Source organism: Caulobacter sp. GW821-FHT05F04 (assembly GCF_059419665.1).
On sequence record NZ_JBWKSF010000002.1, the window covers coordinates 827,315 to 844,617 of the forward strand.

Annotated in this window: 15 protein-coding genes; 10 read left to right on the top strand and 5 right to left on the bottom strand. The window is 70.4% G+C overall.

Annotated elements, in window-relative coordinates:
* Positions 1-31: 31 nt before the first annotated feature.
* Positions 32-2,239 carry a methyl-accepting chemotaxis protein gene (locus AC07R7_RS08270; protein WP_494634797.1) on the top strand — a complete coding sequence of 736 codons (2,208 nt, stop codon included), beginning with the start codon at positions 32-34 and terminating at the stop codon, positions 2,237-2,239.
* Here AC07R7_RS08270 and AC07R7_RS08275 read toward each other — a convergent pair.
* Positions 2,236-4,755 (bottom strand): ABC transporter permease, encoded by a 2,520-nt coding sequence (locus AC07R7_RS08275; protein WP_494634798.1) that lies wholly within the window; start codon positions 4,753-4,755, stop codon positions 2,236-2,238. The two genes, AC07R7_RS08270 and AC07R7_RS08275, sit on opposite strands and share 4 nt — an antisense overlap.
* Entirely contained in the window at positions 4,752-5,441 is a 690-nt protein-coding gene (locus AC07R7_RS08280; protein ID WP_494634799.1) for an ABC transporter ATP-binding protein, read from the bottom strand. The genes AC07R7_RS08275 and AC07R7_RS08280 overlap by 4 nt, the downstream gene beginning before the upstream one ends.
* A 57-nt stretch (positions 5,442-5,498) precedes the next feature.
* On the opposite strand from AC07R7_RS08280, the gene AC07R7_RS08285 reads away from it, so the two are divergent.
* Both AC07R7_RS08285 and AC07R7_RS08290 read left to right on the top strand, forming a co-directional pair.
* Positions 5,499-6,140: an arylesterase gene (locus AC07R7_RS08285; RefSeq protein WP_494634800.1), complete on the top strand. Its 642-nt coding sequence runs from the start codon at positions 5,499-5,501 to the stop codon at positions 6,138-6,140.
* 77 nt (positions 6,141-6,217) lie between these two features.
* On the top strand, positions 6,218-6,628 hold the full coding sequence (locus AC07R7_RS08290) for a hypothetical protein (RefSeq protein ID WP_494634801.1): 411 nt from the start codon (positions 6,218-6,220) through the stop codon (positions 6,626-6,628).
* Here the strand turns inward: AC07R7_RS08290 and AC07R7_RS08295 are convergent.
* A complete protein-coding gene (locus tag AC07R7_RS08295) occupies positions 6,625-7,074 on the bottom strand; it encodes a hypothetical protein (protein ID WP_494634802.1) in 450 nt (149 codons plus the stop codon). The genes AC07R7_RS08290 and AC07R7_RS08295 overlap by 4 nt on opposite strands.
* A 197-nt stretch (positions 7,075-7,271) precedes the next feature.
* Between AC07R7_RS08295 and AC07R7_RS08300 the strand changes: the two genes are divergently transcribed.
* The 3 genes from AC07R7_RS08300 to AC07R7_RS08310 all read left to right on the top strand — a co-directional run bounded on the left by AC07R7_RS08300 (position 7,272) and on the right by AC07R7_RS08310 (position 10,337).
* Entirely contained in the window at positions 7,272-7,574 is a 303-nt protein-coding gene (locus AC07R7_RS08300; RefSeq protein WP_494634803.1) for a hypothetical protein, read from the top strand.
* A 470-nt stretch (positions 7,575-8,044) separates the two neighbouring features.
* On the top strand, positions 8,045-8,800 hold the full coding sequence (locus AC07R7_RS08305; RefSeq protein ID WP_494634804.1) for a helix-turn-helix transcriptional regulator: 756 nt from the start codon (positions 8,045-8,047) through the stop codon (positions 8,798-8,800).
* A 118-nt stretch (positions 8,801-8,918) separates the two neighbouring features.
* Complete coding sequence (locus AC07R7_RS08310) at positions 8,919-10,337, top strand: S41 family peptidase (protein ID WP_492885909.1); 1,419 nt, start codon at positions 8,919-8,921, stop codon at positions 10,335-10,337.
* Positions 10,338-10,462: 125 nt separating this feature from the next.
* Here the strand turns inward: AC07R7_RS08310 and AC07R7_RS08315 are convergent, their stop codons facing one another.
* On the bottom strand, positions 10,463-12,148 hold the full coding sequence (locus tag AC07R7_RS08315; protein ID WP_494634805.1) for a sensor histidine kinase: 1,686 nt from the start codon (positions 12,146-12,148) through the stop codon (positions 10,463-10,465).
* Between the two features lie 232 nt (positions 12,149-12,380).
* Between AC07R7_RS08315 and pgsA the strand changes: the two genes are divergently transcribed.
* Together pgsA and AC07R7_RS08325 are read left to right on the top strand one after the other, a co-directional pair.
* Positions 12,381-12,998: a CDP-diacylglycerol--glycerol-3-phosphate 3-phosphatidyltransferase gene (gene pgsA / locus AC07R7_RS08320; RefSeq protein WP_492885905.1), complete on the top strand. Its 618-nt coding sequence runs from the start codon at positions 12,381-12,383 to the stop codon at positions 12,996-12,998.
* Between the two features lie 100 nt (positions 12,999-13,098).
* Positions 13,099-14,880, top strand: a complete 1,782-nt coding sequence (locus AC07R7_RS08325) for an SLC13 family permease (protein WP_494634806.1) — start codon at positions 13,099-13,101, stop codon at positions 14,878-14,880.
* Positions 14,881-15,197: 317 nt separating this feature from the next.
* On the opposite strand, the gene AC07R7_RS08330 is transcribed toward AC07R7_RS08325, so the two are convergent.
* Positions 15,198-15,407, bottom strand: a complete 210-nt coding sequence (locus AC07R7_RS08330; RefSeq protein ID WP_492885901.1) for a hypothetical protein — start codon at positions 15,405-15,407, stop codon at positions 15,198-15,200.
* Between the two features lie 299 nt (positions 15,408-15,706).
* On the opposite strand from AC07R7_RS08330, the gene AC07R7_RS08335 reads away from it, so the two are divergent.
* Positions 15,707-15,916, top strand: a complete 210-nt coding sequence (locus AC07R7_RS08335) for a cold-shock protein (protein ID WP_099575950.1) — start codon at positions 15,707-15,709, stop codon at positions 15,914-15,916.
* A 145-nt stretch (positions 15,917-16,061) separates the two neighbouring features.
* Positions 16,062-17,276: a patatin-like phospholipase family protein gene (locus AC07R7_RS08340; RefSeq protein WP_494634807.1), complete on the top strand. Its 1,215-nt coding sequence runs from the start codon at positions 16,062-16,064 to the stop codon at positions 17,274-17,276.
* Positions 17,277-17,303 lie beyond the last annotated feature (27 nt).

Below are 17,303 nucleotides of genomic sequence, written 5' to 3' on the forward strand. Positions count from 1 at the left end.
TCGCTCCCTAGTCGAGTCGGGAGTGCGTAGGATGACCGGAGCGTTCAAGCGGTTGTCTCTGGCGGGAAAGCTGATGGCCGCGGGCGGCGCCGCCCTGGGCGGCTTGCTCCTGGTCGCCTCGCTGTTGATCAGCGTCGGCAGCGGCCAGGCCGTGCGGACCCTGGCCGAGCGCTACGCCGCCAGCCTGACCAGCGAGACCGCCATGGGGGTCAAGAACGACCTCGACGACGCCGACGCGGTGGTCCGTTCCGCCGCCGGCCTGTTCTCGGCCACCTACGCCGCCGGCCAGCGCGACCGCGCCGTCTACATGGCTCAACTGAAGCCGATCGCCACCGCGTCCAAGGGGATGCTGGGCGGCTGGCTGATGTTCGAGCCCGACGCCCTGGGCGACGACGCCGCCGTGGCCGGCAAGGCCGAGCTGGGCTCGACCCCGTTGGGCCGCTTCGTCGGCTACTGGGTGCGCGACGGCGAAACCCTGACCGCTGAACAAGGTGAGGATGGCGAGTTCAACGAGGCCTTCTTCACCACCAGCTTCACCAGCGGCAAGCCGGCGATCCTGGAGCCCTATTCCGACAATGTCGCCGACGGCGGCGCGCAGAAGCAGGTGCTGATGACCTCGATCACCTACCCGGTGGTCGCGGCCGGCAGGACCGTGGGCGTCATGGGCGCCGACCTCGCCTTGGGCGACATCGCCAGCCGCCTCAACGCCCTCAAGCCCTTCGACGATGGCCGCGCCATGCTGGTCTCGCCCGGCGGCGTATGGGTCTCGCACCCCGACGCGGCGTTGCGGATGAAGGCCTATGCCGATCCGGGCCTCGACGTGGTCAAGCGCGTGATGGCCGAGGGCAAGCCGGCCCTGATCCAAGGTGTGAAACTCAATGGCCACAAGGCCCAGCGCCTGGTGGCCCCGGTCAAGCTGGCCTCGGGCGCGACCTGGGCGGTGGTGGCCGATGTGAGCGAGGCGGCCCTGCTGGCCCCGGCGCGCAAGCTGGCCCTGGGCCTGGCGATCGGCGGCCTGGTGCTGCTGGCCGCCGCTCTGTCGGTGCTGGCCATCGCCTCGCGCAAACTGATCGCCAGGCCGCTGCTGGGCCTGCGCGCGGCGGTCGGCGAGCTGGCCGAGCATCGCTATGATCAGGCCGTGGCCGAGACCGACCGCGCCGACGAGATCGGAGCCATCGCCCGGGCCCTGGAGACCCTGCGCGCGGAGCTGGCCAAGGCTCAGGCCCTGCGCGACCAGCAGGACGCCCTGCGCCGCGCCGCCGACGCCGACCGCGACCGCGCCGCCGCCCTGACCCTGTCGATCGACGAGCAGACCGCCGTGGTCCGCCAGGTCGGCGAGGCCCTGGCCGCCGTGGCCGAGGGCGATCTCTCGCGCCGCATCGCCGGTCCGTTCGCGCCGGTTTACGAGCCGCTGCGCGCCGACTTCAACACCGCCGTCCAGAGCCTGGAGCAGGCGATCGGCGAGATCGCCCAGGCCGCCGACGCGATCGGCGCGGCTAGCGACACGCTGAGCCGCTCCTCGACCGAACTGGCCCGCCGCACCGAGCGTCAGGCCCAGGGGCTGGAGCGCGCGTCCGGCTCGCTGAACGCCGTGACCGGGGCCATGGACGAGGCCGCCGCCGGGGCGGATGAAACCCGCCGCCTGGTCGCCTCCGCGCGCGGCGAGGCCGACGAGGGCGGCGGCGTGGTCGCCGAGGCCGCCCGCACCATGGACGACATCGACGTCTCCTCGCGCCAGATCGGCGACATCGTCGGCCTGATCGACGAGATCGCCTTCCAGACCAATCTGCTGGCGCTGAACGCGGGCGTCGAGGCCGCGCGCGCGGGCGAGGCCGGCCGCGGCTTCGCGGTCGTGGCCCAGGAGGTCCGGGCTCTCGCCCAGCGCTCGGCGGACTCGGCCAAGCAGATCAAGAGCCTGATCGTCCAGTCCAACACCCGGGTCGAGGCCGGCGTGGCGCAAGTCGAGCGCACCGGCGCGGCCCTGCATGGCGTGGCCGGACGGATGGCCGGCATCGACGCCGCCGCCACTCGCATCGCCGCGTCGGTCCGCGAGCAGGCCCAGGACCTTTCGGCGGTCAACGCCGAGGTCGCCGCGATCGAGCGCTTCACCCAGGAGAACCTGGCCATGGTCGACCAGGCGCGCGTCGCCGACGAGGCGCTGGCCGGCGAGGGCGCGCGGCTGATGGAACTGGTTGGACGCTTCCGCCTCGGTGGCTTCGGGACGCGCCGCGCCGCCTAGTCGCCGCGCAGCACGGGCGCGGGGCGTTGCGACAGCGCCAGGCTGGCGGCGATCAGCCCGCCCAGGGTCGCCAGGCCCGTCGCGCCGGCCAGCAGCGCCAGCACCCCGCTCCAGTCGACGCTCCAGCTGGCCTCGAACACCTTGACCACCACCGGCCAGGCGGCGGCGAAGCCGAACGCGACGCCGGCCGCCCCCGCGATCAGCCCCACCGCGCCATATTCGATGACATAGGCGACCAGGATCTGGGTTCGCGTGGCGCCCAGCACCTTCAGCGTCGCGGCCTCGCGGGCCCGAGCCCTGGCCCCTGCGGCGATGGCCCCGGCCAGCACCAGCAGGCCCGCCAGGCCCGCCACCGCCGCCGCGCCGCGCACGGCCAGCGCCAGGCGGTCGAACAGGGCCGCCGCGGCGTCCAGCTGCTCGCGGACGCTGATCACATTGACGCCCGGAAACACCTCGCCGAGCTTGCGGGTCAGGGCCGCTTCCTGGGTGCGGTTCAGCCGGGCGATGGCGACGCTGCGCAGCTCCGCGCCCTCCAGGGTGGCGGGGTTGAAGATCAGGTTGAAGCTGGGGCCGAAGCCGCCGAAGTCGATCTTGCGCAGCACGGCGACCTTGGCCTCGATCTCGCGGCCCAGCACCAGGACGGTGAGGGTGTCGCCGACCTTGAGGCCCGCCGCCTGGGCGATCTCGGCGCTGAGGGCGACCTTGGGCGGGCCAGCGTCGTTGGCGGGCCACCAGCGGCCGGAGACCACGCCGGCGTTCCTCGGCTCCTTCGCCAGCAGCGACAGGCTGAGGTCGTTGTCGAAGGCCCAGCGCTCGGAACTCTTGATGGTCTTCACGTCGACCGGCTTGCCCTTCAGGGCGATGATCCGGCCGGTGGCGAACGGCATCCGCAGATAGGCGTCCTCGCGCAGCGGGCCGATGACGCTGGCCACGGCGGCGTCGAAGGCGGTCGCGCGGTCGCCGGGGATCTCGGTGAAGACCATGGCCGGGGCGGTGCGCGGGGCCACGTCGCTGACCTGGGCCAGCAGCGCCGACTGGATCAACACCACGCAGGCCAGCAGGGCCACGCCCAGGCCGATGGCCGGGCTGGCGGTCCGCGCCGCCGAACCGGGACCCGCCAGATTGGCCAGGCCCAGCTTGACGGGGCCTCGCGTCAGGCCGCGCGCCTTGCCCGCCAGCCAGGCGGCCGAGCGGCCCAGAACGGTCAGCAGGCCGAAGGCGACAGCGACGCCGGCGATCATGATCGCCGCGGCCATTGGGGTCGGGGCGGTGGCCACGGCCAGGGCGGCCAGGCCCACGCCGGCGACGACCGCGCCGAGGGTCTCCAGGCCCAGCGGCAGGCGGGCCTTGGGCGCGCGGCGGAACAGGGCCGAGGGCGGCGTGACTCGGGCGCGCGCCAGCGGGATCAGCGAGAAGGCCGCCGCCGCCAGGATCCCGAACAGCCCGGCCTTGGCCAGCGGCCACGGATAGACCTTGAACAGCGCCGGGATCGGCAGGCTCGAGCCGGCCAGCTGACCCAGCACCAGCGGCGCGACGGCCCCGACCGCTAGGCCGATGGCGACGCCCAGCAGGGCCAGGACCCCGATCTGGATCAGGTGCAGGTCGCGGATCAGGCCGCTCTCGGCGCCCAGGGCCTTGAGCACGGCGATGGCCGGCTCGCGGGTCGACAGATAGGCCGAGACCGCGCCCGCGACGCCCAGGCCGCCGGCCACCAGGGAAGCCAGGCCGATGAAGCCCAGGAAATATTCCAGCTGGTCGATCAGCCGCCGCGCGCCGGGGGCGCTGTCCAGCCGGTCGCGGACCCGCAGGTGGGACTCCGGCAGCGCGGCCTGCACGGCCTTGCCGAGGGCGCGGGGATCCTCGCTGGGCTTCAGCGCCACCCGAACGGTGCGGCTGGTCAGGCCGCCGGGCGCCAGCAGGCCGGAGCGCTCCAGCACCTCGCCGCGGACCAGCACGCGCGGGGCCATCGAGAAGCCGCGCGACAGGCCGTCGGGCTCGCTGACCAGGCGGGCGCGCACGACCAGGGTCATCGGGCCGGCCTCGAACCGGTCGCCGATCTTCAGATGCAGGCGATCCAGCAGCGCCGGCTCGACCGCCGCGCCGGGCAGGCCGTCACGGTCGGCCAGGGCGGCGGCCAGATTCGGCGCGCCCTCCAGGGTCACCGTCCCGGCCAGGGGGAAGCGGGCGTCGACGCCGCGCAGGCTGACCAAGCGGCGCTCGCCGCTGGGCGCCTGCGCCATGGCCCGCGCCACGGCGGCGTAGGTGGTGACGCCCAGCCTGTCGAAGGCCGCGCGCTCCTTGTCGGTGAAGTCGCGGTTCTCGACCGAGAACGACAGGTCGCCGCCCAGGATCTCGCGCGCCTGGCTGGCCAGGCCCTGGCGGAAGGCCTCGGCGGTCGAGCCGGCGGCGGCGATGGCGGCCACGCCCAGGGCCAGGCAGGCCAGGAAGATGCGAAAGCCGCGCACGCCCGAGCGCAGCTCGCGGGCGGCGAGGCGGAAGGAGAGGGGGAGGTTCACGAGGCGATGCGCCCGTCGGCCATCCGCACGATGCGGTCGGCGCGGGTGGCGAGAATGGGGTCGTGGGTGACCATGACCAGGGCGGCCCCGACCTCGGCGACCAGGTTGAACATCAGGTCCGCCACCGAGGCGGCGGTCGCGCCATCCAAGTTGCCGGTCGGCTCGTCGGCGAACAGCAGGGCCGGACGCGCGGCCAGGGCGCGGGCCAGGGCCACGCGCTGTTGCTCGCCGCCCGACAGCTGGTGCGGATAGTGGGTCAGGCGTCCGGACAGGCCCACGCGGCCCAGCCAGTCGCGGGCGGTGGGCAGGGCGTCGCGCGTCCCGGCGATCTCCAGCGGGGTGGCGACGTTCTCCTCGGCGGTCATGTTGGGCAGCAGGTGGAACGACTGGAACACCAGCGCCGCCCGGCCGCGCCGCAGGCGGGCCCGGCCGTCCTCGCTCAGCGTCGCCAGGTCCTGGCCGAACAGGCGCACCGTCCCGGCGGTCGGCTCCTCCAGCCCGGCCCCGACCGCGATCAGCGACGACTTGCCCGAGCCCGACGGCCCGACCACGGCCACGCGCTCGCCGGCGTTCACCACCAGGTCGACGCCGCGCAGGATGTTCACGGGTCCGGCGGCGGAGGGCAGGGTCAGGGCGACGGCGCTCAAAACCAGGGGGGAAACCAGGGGCGAGGCGTCGTCGGTCATGGTGTTTCCTGTAGGGCCGGTCCTTGTTCGGCCGGCAGCCTGACTACATAGGAAGGCATGAGCCTGACCGCACAGCGTTTTCCCAGCCGTCGCCGCATTTTGCTCGGCCTGGGCCTTCTGACCCAGATCGCCGCCGCGCCGAAGCCGCAGATCGTCACCGTATTAGGCGACTCGATCACCGCCGGCCTGGGCCTGCCGGCGCGCGACGCCATGCCGGCCCAACTTCAGGCGGCGCTGAGCAAGCTGGGCGTTTCGGCCGTGGTCCGGGCCGCCGGCGTCTCGGGCGACACCAGCGGCGGCGGGCTGGCGCGGGTCGGCTTCAGCGTCGCGGCCGACACCCGGGTCTGCGTGGTGGCGCTGGGCGGCAACGACCTGCTGCAAGGTGTCGAGCCGGCCCAGACCAAGGCCAATCTGCGCGGCGTCCTGCGGAAGCTTAAAAGCCGCGGCATCGGCGCGGTGCTGGTCGGCGTCGGCGCGCCCCCGACCATCGGGGCGTCCTACGCCCGCGAGTTCAACGCGATCTATCCCAGTCTGGCGCGGGAGTTCGGGGTTCCGCTCTACGCCAACATCCTGGCCGGGGTGGGCGGCCATTCGACCCTGCTGCAGCGCGACGGAATCCATCCCAACGCGGTCGGCGCCAGGAAGATCGGCGAGGCCCTGGCCCCGGTCGTGGCCAAGGCCCTGAAGGGGCGTCCCTAGGTTCTGATATTGACTTGCGGCTATTTGAGGTTGAGCTTCGCGCCCTGGAGTTGATCGCGAAGGGGGCGACGGAGAAAATGGGTATTCAACCTAAGACCTGGGCCGTGATGGCGGCGATGGGGGTCCTGGCGACCTCCGGCGCCCAGGCCGAGAACGCCAAGGGCGAGGCGACGCTGGCCAAGATGCTGGAAGGGCGGACCGTTCTCGCCGGGGTCAACTGCCTCGAGACGCGCAAGATCATCACCTCCCAGATCATCAACGGCACGGCCATCGTCTACCGCCTGCGCGGCAGCCCGACGCTGTACGTCAACCGGCCGACCGCCGGCCTCGACGACCTGAACTCGAACAACGCGCTGCTCGTCGGCGACACCCCGAGCCTGTGCGAGGGCAACAACCTGTTCGTGGGCGACAACGGCGGGCGCGGCGCGGCCGCCGGCTATACCGGCGGCGTCCGGCTGGGCGAATTCATCCCCTGGGCCAAGAACTAGAGGTCGTTCCGCGGCGCGGGCGGATGGGCCAGCGGCTTCAGGTCGGGGTCCACCCACCAGCGGCGGGCCTCGACCGAGAACAGCCGCTCGCGCGACCAGTGCGTGAGCGGCCAGTTCTTGTCGCCCAGCGGCGTGGCCAGCAGCAGGGCGACGGCCTCGGCGTCGGACGTCCCGGGCGGCAGGGCCGCCTCGAACGCGCGGATCGCGGCCAGATAGGCCTGGGTGATCGTCTCGTGATAGCCGCTGGTCTCGGTGTTCTGGCCGCCGACCGCGACATTGTAGGTGCGGATCACCCACGGCAGGTCGCGCTCCAGGTTCGCGTCGCGCAGACGGACCAGGCGAAGGGTGGCGGTCAGGTGGGCCGCGTGGGTCCACTGGTCCTTGGGCAGGCTGCGGTCCAGCAGCCCCTCGGCCAGGGCGGCGATCTCGGCGTCGGTGTAGCTCATGCGATCAGAGTTTAGCTGACTCTGTGCAAGCGCGTCAGGTCCTCACGCAGTACGCCGTCATCCCCGCGTCCGTGGCGGAAATCATGGGGGTCGACGATCGTCCCGACACAGGCGATCTGAAGGGCCGCTTGCCGGAAGAATACTGGCGGGGGCTCCCGACCCGTTGAGGAAGTTCCGCCAACGCGGAAAGATGGCCCATGAACTTGGAGTCGATCACTCGTCAGTCCCTATTGGCTTTGTTGGCACCGGCGGTTTTGATCGCGTTTGGCAGCGTGGTCGGCGGGCTGATGTTTGCCCGGATCCTATTTCGTGCTGAAAGGCCGTTCGCCATTTCTATGTGGCTGGCGATCGTTTTGTTTCCAGTTTGGATCCTCGCCCTTCTCGGCATGCGTCGCGGCTCTAAAAAGCTGTACCCTTTAGCTGCGGCTTCATGGCTATTCGGCGCGATGGTGGCGATCTACTATGTTTGGCAGCCCTACGGACGCCTGTGGGGCTGGTGACGCCAAGCTCCGACAACCACCCTTCTCGGCTTTTGGGCGCGACCGCTTTTCGGCACCTGCGGGAAACTCTGGGCATCTCCGAGAACGTGCGCGAAACGGTGCGCAGATACGGACGCTGCCGAGAACTATGAGTGGCCGCTGGCAATTTAGCGGACCAAAGACCGGCCGCAACGGGTGGCGAGCATTGCGTTGCAACCGCCGGAACCGAGGCATTGAACAGCGGACAACAGGCTTTCCGTGCTCTGCAATCGCTACTTGAGGAGCTCGTCCCCTACGCATCGCCATTCGCCATTACCTCGGACCATGCTGTGACCGAGCTCACGCCGAGCTGGTCATGTGGCGCCGGGTGAGACCCTGCGGTGACGGACGGGCGCTCGCGGAGATTGAATTATCGCTAGCGACGCCGTAGCGTTTTGCTTTGGCTGGACCGACGTCAAGGCTGGCCGATCAGGCATTTGATGAGGCGAGTCATGAGTCCCCCGCCTGTCTCCGCTCGCGCCAAGGTTTCGCGCTACGCGGCCGGCGTCATGGCAGTCCACAGTCATAACACGCCCAGTCTCACCCTGGTTCTGGACGGTCGCTATGAGGAGACGATCCGGGGGCGCGCCGCCTGGCATGGCCCCGGCGCGCTGCTGTTCTATCCACCGGGTGAGCCCCACTCGCAGCTTTTCGCGCCCGGCGGAGCAGTGAAGCTCGGCCTTTCGCTCCAGGCGCCCATGTTGGACTATCTGGCGGATAACCTGCCGCTGGCCGAAGCGCCGGTCGCCGTCGCGCCGGAGCTAGCGCGCCTGGGCCGCCGCATGGCGCAAGAGATACGGCTGGCCGACGCCTATTCGCGAACGGCGCTCGAGGGCCTGTCTTGGGAGATGATCGCGCTGTTCGGCCGTCATGCCGGGCGTACCGAGGTCGAGGGGGCGGGCAGCGTCGCCATGGCCCGCGACTTCATCGTCGCTCACCTGGATCAGCCGCTGTCGATCGCCCGCTTGGCCGAGCTTTGCGATGTCCATCCGGCTCGCTTGGCCCGGGCCTTCCGCCGCGAGACGGGTGTCGGGCCGGGCGAATACCAACGCGCGCTTCGCCTGCGACACGCTCTGCGCCTGGTGGCCGAGACCGACGCGCCGCTTAGCGAGGTGGCTCTGGCGTGCGGCTTCTGCGACCAGTCGCATTTCTCCCGCGCCTTCAAGGCCGTCTACGGCTGCGCCCCGAAGACCTATAGGCGTGCGTAGAATACCAATTGTCGTTCCCGTCCAAGACCGGGCCTCCACCCAACTATAGGCTTCTGGCGGAGCCGGATGGGGAAAGAGAATGATTCCGTTGCTGAGTGTGGCGTTGGCGTCCGTCGCCTTGACGAGCGCGTCCCCGCCGTATGACGCGGCCGCGTGGCGCGCCGACTTCGTCCAGATGCGCACTGAACTGGAGGCGCGCTATGTGAACCTGGCCTGGATGGGGTCCTATGAGAGCGGCGTCGACGTGCCGTCGATGGTCCGCCGGACCGAAGCGGCGCTGGACTCGGCCCACAGCGACGCCGAGGCTAGCGATGCCTTGCGAGCTTTCGTCGCGAACTTCCACGACGGCCATCTGTCGGAATTGGCCACCTTGGCGCCGTCCAGGACTAAAGCGCCCGAGCCCGACAAGGCGACGCTTAACCCGGACGATCCGATCTCGGGCTGCGCGGCGTTCGGCCATGCCTCGACGGCCAGCGTCGCCTTCAGCCTACCCATGGAAAGCCTTCCCGGCGTCCGCCTGCTCGGCGACGGACAGGACAGCGTGTTTCGCGTTGGCCTCGCCGAGGTTGGCGGCAAGCGCATCGGCTTGATCCGGATCCAGGTCTTCCGCGCGCGAGGGTTTCCCAGAGCCTGCCGTCGCGCCTGGGACAAGGCGCGCGCTGCGGGAACGCCGATCACGCGCGGGGCGATAGGCGAAGCGGCCGGCCATCTGTGGCTCCAGGATTTGGCCGATCAGCTAAAGGCCTTGCGGGCCGCCGGCGCCCAGGCCGTGATCGTCGATGTGGGTAATAACTCCGGCGGCGACGACAGTGGCGATTGGATTCCCCGCCTGTTCGGCTCACGGCCCATTGCCTCGGCCCGCCTGCTGGTCGTCGACGCCCCTTCCGGCGTGACATATCTCGACGAGGAGATCGACGACCTGACTGAAGCGCTGGGCGCCGGACCCGGCCCCAAGGCCAAGGCAGACCTTGAGAAGGCTCTGGCCTTGTTCAGGGCGCGCAAGGCCAGCGTCGGCGCGGCGCCTTGCGATCTGTCTTGGGTCTGGAGCGAGCGGCGCGCCTGGGGCGATCTCACCTGTCGCCGGGTGATCGAGGCCGGCTATGCCGACGGGCCGCTGCCCGGCCTGCCCGCCCACGCCTATGGCGACAAGCGGACAGAGAGCGCCCTGGCGTGGTCAACAGTCGTCCAGGATCTCTACGGCGCATGGCCCGGCCCAGCCTATGTCCTCACCGATCGCAAGACCTTTTCCTCAGCCGAGATGTTCTCGGCGACGATGCGGGACAATGGCGCGGCAAAGATCGTCGGCGTGAGAACCGGAGGCGACGGCTGCGGTTTCATGGGCGACTCCCCACCGCTGGTTCTGACCCACTCACGCCTACGCTTCCGGGTGCCCAACTGTATTCGTCTGCGCGCGGACGGGACCAACGAGGTCGCCGGCGTCGCGCCGGATCTGCCGGTCATCCCCACCGAGGACGAAAGCGACCGCGCCCGGGCCGCGCGTGTTCTTCAGGCCGTGGCGGCTGACCTGAAGCCTTAGCGGCTGCGAAGCCACCCCAGGCAGACGACGTCCGCCCACCCCCGAACAGACGACCGGAATGTCCGCTGTTCGCGAGGTCGGTGGAGGCTCCCGGCGCGAGGGCGGACCGGCGGAGCTTTCCTTCCTCAGAACGCATTGCTCCACCGCGCCTGTTCGGGCAGCGGCAGGCTGGCTTCGAAGACCAGGCCGTCGGGGCGGAAGTCGAACCGGGCCTGGCCCTTCTGCTCGCGGCGGATCGAGCTCTCGATCAGGCGGGTGCCGAAGCCCGATCGCTCCGGCGGGGTGACCGGCGGGCCGCCGACGTCGCGCCAGGTGAAGAGCAGGTTGTCGGTGACCGGATCGCGCTTCCAGGTCACCTCGACCCGGCCGCCCGGCGCGGACAGGGCCCCGTACTTGGCGCTGTTGGTGGCCAGTTCGTGGAACACCATCGACAGACCCACGGCCGTGTGCGGAGCCAGGGCCACCTCGGGACCGGAACGGTCGACGCGCTCGACATGCGCGCCCAGGCTGGCCTCGACCACGGCGGCCATGTCGGCCTCGCGCCAGCCGGTGCGGGTCAGCAGATCGTGGGCGCCCGAGAGCGCGATCAGCCGGTCGGTGAACACCTCGAGCGGCGCGCTCCCGTCCGTGGAATTCGGGATCTTGGCGAAGGTCTGGCGGGCCAGGGCCTGGACCGTGGCCAGGGTGTTCTTCACGCGGTGGTTCAGCTCGTTGATCATCACCGCCTGGCGCTCTTCGCGGGTCTTCAGCTCGCGGGAGGCCCGGCGCAGGGCGGCGTGGACGGCGGCGATCTCCTCCAGGCTGTCGGGATCGGCGGGCGGCAGGGTCTCGCCGCGTCCGATGAGGCGGGCGTCGGAGACCAGGCGGCCTATCTCCTGGTTGATGCGGCGGGAATAGACCACCGACAGGGCGACGCCCAGCACCAGCAGCAGCAGGAAGACGCCGGTTCCCAGGGCCACGGCGCGGTTGACCGTGCTGGCCAGGTCCTCGCGCGGGATGGCCACCACCAGGGTCCAGCCGGTCTGGGGCGAGCGGGTGTAGGCGACCATGGTCGGCACGCCTTCCAGCGAGACGCTCTTGCTGACGCCTTCGGTCGAGTGGCGGAGGTTCTCCTCCATGTCCTTGGAGGCCAGGTGTCCGGTGAACGCCTCGTTCAGCCGCGAGCGGGCGATCACGTGGCGGTGGTTGTCCAGCAGGGTGGCGACCCAGCGGTCGGGCACGCGCTGCTGGCGGAACACCGAGGTGAACGAGGCCGAGTCGACCACGTAGGAGAGGACGTAGAACTTGCCTTTGACGACGATCGGCGCGCCGACCGTGATCACCGGCTTGCCGGCCACGGGGCCGTCCAGCAGGTCCGAGACCTTGCTGCGCCCGGCCGAGAAGGCGGCGGCCTCTTCCCGCGTGCGTTTGACGCGCGGCAGGGGCGTTCCATAGGGCTTCAGCGTGTTGAGCACCTGCTGGCCGTCCTGGTCGGCGACGACGATCCAGCCGGCGCGGCGCTCCATGGCGCGGCGAGCGCGGGCGTCGAAGGCGGCCCAGTCGCCGTTGATCAGGGCCTGGTCGGTGGCCAGGGTCTCGACCACCGAGACGCCCACCGCCGCCTGGCGGTCGACCGCGCCGCTCAGGGCCCGGGCGGTGGTGACCAGCTGTTGATAGAGCCGCCCGCGCGACTCGCGGTCGGCGCCGGCCAGCAGGAAGCCCATCGACAGCAGGGCCGGAACCAGCAGGCTGACAGTCAGGAGCACGAGCCGGCCGCGCACCGAACTGACGCGGCGTCGGCCGCCAAGGCCGCCTCGATCCCGTTCTTCCATGCCTGGACGGACCCGCGATGACGAGCGCCGCGTCGCTCTCCTGGTTTGTATAGCGAAGCGAGTCGCGCCCGGCGTCTCAAAAATCGGAGGTCTCGGTTAAAGCGCGCGGGCAAGGCGTGGGCGGTTTCGCCGCCCGGACGCGCTTCAGGACCTCAAGGCTAAAGCCCTCTAATGAAGGCTCCTGGGGAGCGGCCGTAGCCCAGGCCCGCCTTTGTGCGTTATGAACAGCGCCATGAAGAACCTGCCCAATATCCTGACCGGCTCGCGCCTCGTGATGGCGCTGTTCATGTTCGTCGCCCTGGCGGCCGCGGCGGGCGCCGTGCCGTATCTGAGCGAGACCCTGACCGCCGAAACCCAGCTGCGGCTGGAGCGCTGGGCGTTCTACGCCTTCGTGGTGGCCGCGGTGACCGACTTCTTCGACGGCTGGCTGGCGCGCAAGCTGGACGCGGTCAGCGTCTGGGGCGCGATTCTCGACCCGATCGGCGACAAGATCCTGGTCTGCGGCGCGCTGCTGGGCCTGATGGCCCTGGGCCCCAACGCCATGGTCGTGCTGCCGGCCGGCCTGATCCTGTTCCGCGAGTTCGCGGTCAGCGCCTTGCGTGAAGTCGGGGCCGGCAAGGGCGTCAAGCTGCCGGTGACCCTGCTGGCCAAGTGGAAGACCACCCTGCAACTGGTGGCCATCGGCGCGGAGCTGATCCTGGCCAGCTGGGGCGCGTTCGGCCTGTCGCCGGAGCCCAGCGTGATGGGCGGCTTCACGATCGTGGCCCACGGCCTGCTGTGGCTGGCGACCCTGGTGACCCTGATCACCGGCGCGCAATACTGGGAAGCGGCGCGCAAGGCGCTGGTTTAGGGCTGAGCGGCTTCACTCCTCCCCCTCCTGGGGAGGAGAGTTTGAACCATCCCCGTCATTCTCCCGTTCCCCCCAGGCACAGCTTCGGGGAAGATTCTCAGTGACACTACACCAAGGCCTCGCGTTCGGTCTGATCGCGGCCACCATCGCCGCGTTCGTCTGGGGGCGGTGGCGCTACGACCTGATCGCGCTGGGCGCGCTGGCGGCCGGCATGGCCATGGGCCTGATCCCGGTGAAGGAGGCCTTCAACGGCTTCGCCAACGACATCGTCATCATCATCGCCAGCGCCCTGGTGCTGAGCGCCGCCGTCGCGCGCTCGGGGATCGTCGACCTGGTCATGGCCCCGCTGCTGCCCAAGCTGAAGGACGAGCGCACCCAGGTTCCCGTGCTGGCCGGAACCACGGCCGTGCTGTCCATGGCCACCAAGAACGTCGGGGCCCTGGCCCTGATGATCCCCAGCGCCCTGCAGATCGCCCGCCGCACCGGCGTGTCGCCCGGTCGCCTGCTGATGCCGATGAGCTTCAGCTCGCTGGTCGGCGGGCTGGCCGTGCTGGTCGGCACCTCGCCCAACATCATCGTCTCGGAGGTGCGCCAGGAAGCCCTGGGCCAGCCGTTCCGGATGTTCGACTTCTTCCCGGTCGGCGGCATCCTGACGCTCATCGCCATCGCCTATCTGTCCTTCGCCTACCGGCTGCTGCCGCGCGACCGCAAGGCGGCCATCGACGTCGACGCGGCCCTGGCGGCCAGCGCCTATGTCACCGAGGTCGAGGTCCCCGAGGGCTGGAGCTTTCAGGCCGGCAGCGTCGGCGCCCTGAAGAAGGCCGCCGAGGGCGCGGTCTCGGTGGTCGCCATCCTGCGCGGACGCAAGCGCATCGCGGCGCCGCACGCCAACCTCAAGATCCATCCCGGCGACGTCCTGTTGCTGGAGGGCGAGCAGCAGGAACTGAACCAGCTGATCGTCGCGGCCAAGCTGCGGCTGCGCGACGCCGACCGGCCGGTGGCTATGAACGAGCCGACCGAGGAGGTCCGGGTGGTCGAGGCGGTGATCGGCCGCGAGAGCGACCTGATCGGCCAGTCGGCGCGCAGCGTCACCCTTTCCGACACCCATGGCGTCAACCTGCTGGGCGTGTCGCGCAGCGGCCACCGCATGGCCGGCCGCCTGGCGACCATCCGCCTGAAGGCCGGCGACATCCTGGTGCTGCAGGGGGCCGAGCAGTCGCTGCCGGGCGCCTTGCAGGCCTTGGGTCTTCTTCCGCTGGCCGAACGCGAGGTGCGGCTGGGCGGGGTGCGGCACGCGCTGCTGCCGGTGGCGATCCTGGCGGTGGCCATGGCCCTGGTGGCGACCGGCGTCGTCCCGGTGGCGGCGGGCTTCTTCGGCGCGGCGGTGCTGGTGGTGGCCGTCGGCGCCCTGCGGATGCGCGAGGCCTATGCCGCCCTCGAGGCGCCGGTGCTGGTGCTGGTCGCGGCCCTGATCCCGGTCAGCGACACGGTGCAGAAGACCGGCGGGGCCGACCTGATCTCCGCCTGGCTGTCGGGGGCCTTCCATGGCCTGCCGCCGATCGCCACCCTGACCGCGATGATGGCCGTGGCCATGGCGGCCACGCCGTTCCTGAACAACGCCGCCACGGTGCTGATCGCCGCCCCGATCGGCATGGGCGTGGCCCAGCGGCTGGGCCTGTCGCCCGACCCGTTCCTGATGGCCGTGGCGGTGGGAGCGGGCTGCGATTTCCTCACGCCGGTCGGCCACCAGTGCAACACCCTGGTGCTGGGTCCCGGCGGTTATCGGTTCGGGGACTACGCCCGGCTGGGCGCGCCGCTCACCGCGCTGATCCTGCTGATCGCGCCCTGGCTGATCGCCTGGATCTGGCCGTTCGTGAAGTAGGGGCGGGGTTGTCTCTCCTCCTCCTGCTGGGGGAGAGGGACCGCCGAACGGCGGTGGAGGGGGTCAGCGCCGCGCCATGGCGCCCGCGCCGTCCCCCGCCGTCTCGTCGCGTATCCGCGCCGATCCACCTCCCCCAAAAGGGGAGGAGAGTCTTTCCAGCGCCGCGAGCCTCTCAGGCCCGGGCGCCCCGTCCAGCAGCGCTGACCGCTCTTCCGGCTCGCGCTCGGCCCGCATCATCGACGCCAGCCAACTGGCGCCCGTCTCCCGCAGAACCATCGTCGTCTCCTCGCGATGATGCTTCTGAGAATGAATTGCAATTACGAGTCCCGCAAGACCGATTTCGCGCTGATCGAGGTCTTCGAGCGGACCGCGCGTCGGCGGGAGTCCTCGCGCTCCAACGGCGTCCTCACCTCGGCCGCCTGGCGGCGCTGGTCGGGCGTGCCGGTGACGTCCAGCCGCCGGGCGTTGGCGAGCAGGGTCTTGAGCTCGGCGTCGCTGAGGGTGGAGATCTTCTCGATCAGGGTCATGCCGAAGCTCCGGATGTCGTGGGGGCGCCAATTTTAGGCGAACGGTAGAGTCCGCCCGACATGCAACGCTTGAAGCCGAGCCTGGGTCCGGGATTCCCGTTAAGTAGACCGGAAATTCCGGCCTTGATTTCTGAAATAAAATCGCCGATTGTAGGCTATCGAATTCGCTGCCGCTCGGCCTGCTATTCCTTGCTCCCGTGGTGGAGCGCCGGACGCGCCTTCCGAACTTCCAACGAAATTTGATCGTCGATCGGGACGTTTTCGGCCGACGAACACACTTGTCTACAAGGATACTCACCATGGCTACTGGCACCGTGAAGTGGTTCAATTCCACCAAGGGCTTTGGCTTCATTCAGCCGGACAACGGCGGCGCGGACATCTTCGTGCACATCTCGGCCGTCGAACGCGCGGGCCTCGGCTCGCTGAACGAAGGTCAGAAGATCTCGTTCGAGCCGGAAGTCGACCGCCGCAGCGGCAAGACCTCGGCCGGCCAACTGCAAGCGGTCTAATCGACCCTCGCAGTCGGACCCACGGGTTCAAGTCAACAGGCCAGCGCTCGCGCTGGCCTGTTTTCGTTTGGGGATCCCCTTCTCCCGCGAGGGGAGAAGGGAATGGGTCTTGACGCCGCCCGGCCGCGCAGCTTTCCAATCTTCCATGGTCAGGCTGCTCGCCCTCCTCTTCGCCGTTCTCGCCCTGGCCGCCTGCGGATCGCTGCCGCGCGACGTGTTCACGGTCAACGACCTGGCGGGCGAGGCCCCGCAGGGGCTGGCCGACATCCGCTTCAACGCCAGCGACGCGGACGCCAGCATCCGCTTCGCCGAGGCCGCCCGCACCCGCCGCGCCAGCCAGAAGACTTTCGACGTCCTGGCCATTTCCGGCGGCGGCTCGAACGGCGCCTATGGGGCGGGGGTGCTGGTGGGCTGGACCAAGACCGGCCAGCGGCCCGAGTTCGACATCGTCACCGGCGTCTCGACCGGCGCCCTGACCGCGCCTTTCGCCTTTCTCGGCCCCGATTGGGACCGCCGCCTGACCGAGGCCTACACCAGCGAGGCCGCGGCCAAGATCCTGGAGCGGCGGGGCATCGACCTGCTGTTCCGTCCCGGCTTCTACGACACCAAGGCGCTGCGGGGCCTGGTCGAGAAATATGTCGACCCGCCGATGCTCTACGCGATCGCCATGGAGCAAGCGCGCGGCCGGCGCCTGCTGATCGCCACCACCAATCTCGACACCGAGGAGACGGTGATCTGGGACATGGGGGCCATCGCCGCGCGGGGCGACGACGCCTCGCTGAAGCTGTTCCAGGACGTGCTGGTGGCCTCGGCCAGCATCCCCGGCGTCTTCCCGCCGACCCTAATCCAGGTCGAGGGCAGGGGCCGGCGGCTGTCGGAAATGCATGTCGACGGCGGCGTCTCGATCCCGTTCTTCGTGGCCCCGGAATCGCTCCTGCTGTGGACCGCGCCCAAGACCGGAGAGGCCCGGCCCGGGCGGATCCGGGTGATCGTCAACGGCAAGGTCGGCGGGGCCTTCGGCTTCACCAAGGGCGGCACCCTGTCGGTGGTGGGCCGTTCGTGGCTGACCATGAGCAAGGCCTTGCTGCGCACGCACCTGACCGCCAGCGCCGCCTTCGCGCGCCGCAACGGCGGCAACCTGGTCTATGCGGCCATTCCCGACGACGCGGCGCTCGACACCTCGGGCCTGGATTTCAGCGCCGACAATCGCCAGACCCTGTTCGACCTGGGCCGCCGGCGGGCCGAGATGGAGGTCGCCTGGACCGAACCGGCGATCCCCGAGGCCGCGCCGTCGGTCGCTCCCGTCGCCGCCGCGCCTCTGGTGGGCGCGCCTGCGGTGGTCCCGATGCTCCGCCCGTAGATCTGGCTGGCCCCGCCGCCTGAGCGG